The sequence below is a fragment of the Cetobacterium somerae ATCC BAA-474 genome (genome assembly GCF_000479045.1).
GTDB classification, from domain to species: domain Bacteria; phylum Fusobacteriota; class Fusobacteriia; order Fusobacteriales; family Fusobacteriaceae; genus Cetobacterium_A; species Cetobacterium_A somerae.
Genome location: NZ_KI518161.1, coordinates 1 through 6182, shown reverse-complemented (window position 1 = coordinate 6182; position 6182 = coordinate 1). Strand labels below are relative to the sequence as shown.

The window sequence follows — 6182 nt, the reverse complement described above, 5'->3', positions numbered from 1 at the left end:
CTGTCATTTCACCCTCTTGATAAAGTTTTAAATGTTGCCTGAAATGTCCTCTTAGTATTGGGGGACTTTAGTCCTGTAGGACTTTTATTATTAGAAGAGTTTGTTAAAGGGGGAGTTTTTTATGGATAGCTTAGATTTAGGAACTTTATTTTGGGATTATAAAAATGTAGATCGTGATACAGCATATAGAAGTTTAGTTGCAAATAAACCAAGGACACTGTACAAATACAGATCTGGTAATAAAAATTCTATAGATGATTTTAAAGACGAACAGTTATGGTTTAATGATCCCTTTGATACATTTGTAAGTGGGGCTTTATTTGATAATTCAATTGAGGACTTAAAAGAAACTATATTGAATAGAAAAAGTACTATAGATAAAATATTTGGCAAAGCAGAAACAAATATTGAAGAGGATGAATTATTTATAGAAAATTTCAAAAAAAATGAAGAAGCTCGTTTGAACTTTATAAAAACAGTGAGAAGCACATTTCGAGTAAGTTGTTTTTCTCAAAAGAATGATTCAATTTTAATGTGGAGTCATTATGCTAATTCGCATAAGGGGTTTTGCTTAGAATATGATTTTAAAATGTTGAAAGAATTAATTACACTGCCTTTACCAGTTAAATACTGCAATGATTTGCCTAACGATATAGATGATAAATTAAAATTAATTTTTACTAAATCTAAAGAGTGGAGTTATGAAGAAGAATGGAGATTAGTAAAACCTGCGGAAAAATGTGTAAGTCAAAGTAATATTATAGCTCCTATAGCGATTTACTTAGGAAGTAATATGGATGAACAAATTAAGAAATCAATAATGGATATTGCTAAAGGTAAAAATATAAAAATTTATAAGATGTATTTAAATCAAAATGAATTTAAATTAGAGGCTAAATTAATATGGGAGCCAAGATTGTAAGATATAGAATAATGATAAAGATTATATACATATAGTAGGTTATTTAGATTATTTGTAGAATTATTCATATAAAATATATTTTAGGGGGATATTTTATGGATTTAAAAATGAGTGATCTACCTCCACAATTTGAAAATATAGCTATGAGAGTTGGAATAGATATAACTAAGGTGTTATTTGAAGAATTTGGGGGGACATCTGTGTATTTTCCTACTGAAAAGATGATATATAAAGAAGCTCGTGATAGAGATATTATAGAAGAGTTCAATGGATTTAATGTAAAGGAATTAGCGAGTAAGTACAGAATGTCTGAAAGTTATGTTAGAGCTATTATTCGGAAAAATAAATAATCAAGTTGAATTTTTAGAAATTAAATTGTATTATTACGACTTAAATAAAGTTTTAGATTTTTAACAAAATACTAATAAAAAGAGCTCCATAATCTATTTTTAGATATGGAGTTCTTTTTATTTTAAGAAGTTAACAAGCTAAATAACAATATTAAAAAATTAAAGAGAATAATTAAAAAGACTGGTAAATTACTAAAAAAGTAAAGTTAACGTATTTTAGAATTTAAAACTATTAATTTAAGATTAACTTTAAAAAGTAAAGTTTCAAAAAAATAGAAACAAGTAAACTTATTACAATCACTTGCTTGTTGTCATTAATTAGTGATAACAAGGTCTTAAATTTGATTATTATTGAAATTTCATAAAATACAGCTATTTCAATGATTTAGATAATGTTTGGTGCTTTTTTTCGAGAATATGATAGTTAGGCCTATAATATTATACAAATAATCTTTCATTCTCAACATATATACCAATTAGTGCATTAATTTATCATCTATGTACTAATTGGTATTACTAGATTTGAACAAATTTTGGTGCAATTTTGCAGAAAAAACGCAGGTTGGCCTATAAAAATTTAACTTATCTATTTAAATTTAATCTCTAATTGCGTTTAATTTATGAAGCAAATACTCTTTTTTATTCAATGGATCATAAGTTGTTTTTTGGCGTGCTTTTGCAAATCCAGCGGAAACTTCCTTATACCCATAAAATTTTGTCACAAACATTCCCCTACCTTCTGTATATGAAGCTATTTTCATTTTATATTCTTTTGAATTTTCTACTGGAATTAATCCCTTTATTGAGAATTCATCCCCTATAACAATAGGATTATCAAAGGTTGCCCTCATAGTTTCTAAATCCCATACCGCTTTACTTAAAGCATTTTGAGGAATCCTTAAATCAAACTCATGTAATGGCTCTAATAAAACAGTTTGTGCTTTATATAATGCTTCCATTAATACCATAGGTGTCACATTTCTAAAATCTGCTGGAGTGCTGGCTGGACTAAAAAATTCACCACAGCTAAGAGTGACTTTTACATCTGTAACCTCCCATCCAAATAATCCTTGTTTGCTTGTCTTAATAACTGCTTCTTCAATTGCATTTTGAAAAGATTTTGGCAATGACCCTACTGAAACATTAGAAATATACCTAAGACCTTCGCCTCTCCCTGCTGGTTCTATTTCTAAGCCTACTGTCGCCCAAAATGGATTTAAGTCTTCCTGCATATGCATTATTGATGATCCAAAACCTTTAGGTGTTTCCTTATAGATAGTCTCAATATTCGAAAACTCTACTTTTATTCCATATAAATCATCTAAGATAGAACTTAGTATTTCCATTTGAACTTCACCGAATAAGTTGACATAAATTTCTTTATCCATGTCATTCATCTCTAATTCTAGTAGTGGATCTTCCTCTGCAAGTAATATTAATGCTTTAAATAGCTCTGGATTTTTTTCTTTATCAATTGCAGAAATTGTTGTTTTTAATGCTGGTTTAGCTATAGATATATTTTTAATTTTATTATTTGAAATTCCAATAACATCTCCCACTTGGAAACTTGTAAGTCCATATAAAATACCTATATCCCCTGCTTCTATCCTCTGTGCTTCAATAATTACACCATTTTCTAGCCTATTAATTTTCTTTACTTTTTCTGCTAGCTCCTTATTAGGTACTTGAATTTTATCTCTTACAGATATTTTTCCTCCAAATAATCTTACATAAACCTTCTTTTCATTTTTACTTGCTCTTTCGATTTTAAACACTACTCCAGATAAATCACTTTCACAATCATCACCTGAAAATGGAAAATAACTACAAATTCCATCTAATAAATCTTCAACTCCAAGTCCAATTGCTGCAGCACCACAAAATACTGGATATAGACTTCCTTCCCTTGCATATAATGAAAGCTTTTCTTGTATTTCTTCTTTATCAGGTTCTATTCCACCAATATATCTTTCTAAAAATGCTTCGTCTAAGTCTGATAAAACATTAATAGCATCATCATTTATTATGCATGTATCAAAATAAACAGCTTTGCTTCCTGCATCATATACTTCTTGTAATCTAACTACTTTATTGGACATATTCTTCTTTATCTCTTCAAATACTTTATTGAAATTTGCACCAATTCTATCTAGCTTATTTACAAAAATTATTGTTGGAATGTTTAACTCCTTTAATGTGTCAAATAATATTCTTGTTTGTGACTGAATTCCCTCTACTCCTGATATAACTAGTATTGCTCCATCTAAGCCACTTAATGAACGTTCAACTTCCGAAATAAAATCCACATGTCCTGGAGTATCAACAATATTAACCTTAACATTATTCCAATTAAAAGATATGGTTGACGATTTAATGGTAATTCCTCTCTTACGTTCAAGCTCCATAGAATCCGTCTGTGTATTGCCTAGATCAACTCTTCCAACTGATTTTATAGCTCCACTATAATATAATAAGTTTTCTGTTATAGTTGTTTTTCCTGCATCCACGTGTGCTACGATTCCTATATTAATTATTTTCTTCATAATCAATACCTCCAACTCTATCAACCACCTTTTTATCCATTATCATAGCAACAATATATAACACTAATACCGGTGTTACTAATAACGAAGTACATGCTATACCCATACTTACTGAAATATTTGTAGCTATGATTCCTATAATTGGTCCACCTAAAATTTGACCTAAGGAATTTATTTGTCCATTTATAGAAAGTACAGTAGCTCTGGCCTTGTCATCTATATGTCCATTAAGCCATGCACTAAATATAGGTTCATTTATAGTTCTAAAGGTACTTGTCGCTAAATAAGCTATTAGCATTAAGTTAAAGCTTTTTGTAATAGCAAATATGAACATAAATGATATATAAAATATATTTATACATAATAACAGCTTTCCATTTTGATTCTTATCATCATCCTTAAGCTTTTTTGCCATAAAATGCATTACTATAGCACTCAATATCATTCCTGAAATTCCAAAAATTCCGAACCAAGTCACTGATTTAAGGTTTCCAAGTTTAGGAAGCATAGTATCTTGTAAAAAATGCACATTAGAAATGTCTATCATAACCTTCACTGGATAATCCATAAAATAAAGTTACTGAAAGCAAAATTATAATTATAGGTTTGCTTTTTATAAATTTAATACCAGATTTAAAGGTATATCCCATCTTTTTGAATGTATTTAAATCCTCTGGAGCAGATGATTTAAAATTATTTTCTGGCATATATAACCATAAAAATAATGCAAGAATTATAAATAAAACTCCACTAACTATAATAGGTAGTCTTACAGAGAAATTAGCTATTACAGTGCTTAGTACTATTCCAATAACCGATCCTATCTGTCCTGCTTGTGCTCCCTTTATATAAATTTTATCCAAATCTTTATCTTTCTCTTCTTCCGCAATCCAAGCTTCAACAGATCCACTGATAAAAGTAGAACCTAATCCCCATATAATCTGTGCTGCAAGTATGAAAACGAAACTAGAAATAGAACCTTCTAAAATAAATCCCACTCCTGTTAAAACTACACCAATAACAATAGATAGTTTACGACTGTACACATCTGCAACTATGCCTGTAGGAATTTCAAATATAAAGCATGCTACTTCTAAAGTAGTTCCAACAAGTATAAGCTGAAGTGGATTTAAATGCACCGTTTCAATGTGATACACTATCATAACTGTAGCTACTAGCGAAAAACACATTGCTGTAATAGCTGAAAATAATAAATAAGTTTTATATGCTGAAAGTTTATTAACCATTAATCATCACCATCCTAATATTTCTTAAAAAATTTGTTTGTTTTTCATAATCTTCATATTTAAATATATAAATCATCAAAATAATCTCCTTAAATAAAAAAAGGCTGTAAATGAATATAATTCACTTACAGCCTCATAATTATATAACCTAAATATAAACATGAAATATAGAACTTTAATTTATATAGCTTATTATTAAGCTATTCAAATTAAAATCTTATACCATATCTATAAATGTAGCAAAAATAGACATAAAAATACCGTGTTTAGAACACAGTTTTCCTATTCTGCAAATAGAGGTGTAACATGCTCATTATAATACTGATTATTTTTAGAGTACACAAACAAACATGGTAATATCAATAATTGATTCTACCACAAATAAACCTTGAGTTATTCAAGATTTTTTCATATACTTTTTAAAATAATCCTTATTCAGTTAGTTTAGTTAAAAACTACCTCTTTGCGCATATTTATAACCCCTTTACATTTATATTTTTCATGTTTATATTTTAGTATAATTACATTATATATAAATTTTTAATTTTATTCAATGCTTTTACTTTTACATTTATCAAAATTTAATCGAAACTTTATTAGGGGTAGAGTCCTATTTTCGCGGAAATCTTACGTTAAGGAATAATTTATATACTATGTTTTAATGAGGTATGCCCTATTGGAACATTAACTAAAATAAGTAAAATCAATACTTCGAGGTGTCCCAATAGACTTATATCACAATTATTTTAAAATTAAATAAGTCTATGCGTTTTGGTGGTTTATTAATAAAACACTCAAATTGCTACAACCATTGAAATTACTAGCTTAATTTTGTTTAACGTACGGATTGCACATTTTCCTGACGCTACCCCTATTAAAGAAGTTAAAAGTTATATATATGTAGCTTTAAAGGAGGATTTATTATGATTAAAAGACAGTACACTATAAAATAACAATTAGCACTTGAAATATTATCAGCAGTATTTTTTTTATTAATCTCAATATTTGATGTTTTCTTTAAATTAAAGTATATGGATCTCGCGTATGGGATTTGCATAGCTGTAGTAGTAGTTATTTTTATCTTTAACTCGGGGTCCCATCAGGAAAACGCGGAATAACA

Annotated in this window: 3 protein-coding genes and 1 pseudogene; 2 read left to right on the top strand and 2 right to left on the bottom strand. The window is 28.4% G+C overall.

Annotated features, from left to right (window positions below):
* Positions 1 to 121 precede the first annotated feature (121 nt).
* Both HMPREF0202_RS07190 and HMPREF0202_RS07185 read left to right on the top strand, forming a co-directional pair.
* Positions 122 to 922, top strand: coding sequence for a DUF2971 domain-containing protein (locus tag HMPREF0202_RS07190; RefSeq protein ID WP_023050239.1), 801 nt, complete (start codon positions 122 to 124; stop codon positions 920 to 922).
* Between the two features lie 95 nt (positions 923 to 1017).
* Positions 1018 to 1272: a Mor transcription activator family protein gene (locus tag HMPREF0202_RS07185; protein WP_023050238.1), complete on the top strand. Its 255-nt coding sequence runs from the start codon at positions 1018 to 1020 to the stop codon at positions 1270 to 1272.
* Between the two features lie 596 nt (positions 1273 to 1868).
* On the opposite strand, the gene tetB(P) is transcribed toward HMPREF0202_RS07185, so the two are convergent.
* The gene (gene tetB(P) / locus HMPREF0202_RS07180) at positions 1869 to 3815 is read right to left on the bottom strand and encodes a tetracycline resistance ribosomal protection protein TetB(P) (RefSeq protein WP_023050237.1); all 1947 of its coding nucleotides are present in this window, start codon (positions 3813 to 3815) and stop codon (positions 1869 to 1871) included.
* Positions 3799 to 5062, bottom strand: a pseudogene (tetA(P), locus tag HMPREF0202_RS07175) (tetracycline efflux MFS transporter TetA(P)). Before tetA(P) ends, tetB(P) begins: the two are co-directional and overlap by 17 nt.
* Positions 5063 to 6182 lie beyond the last annotated feature (1120 nt).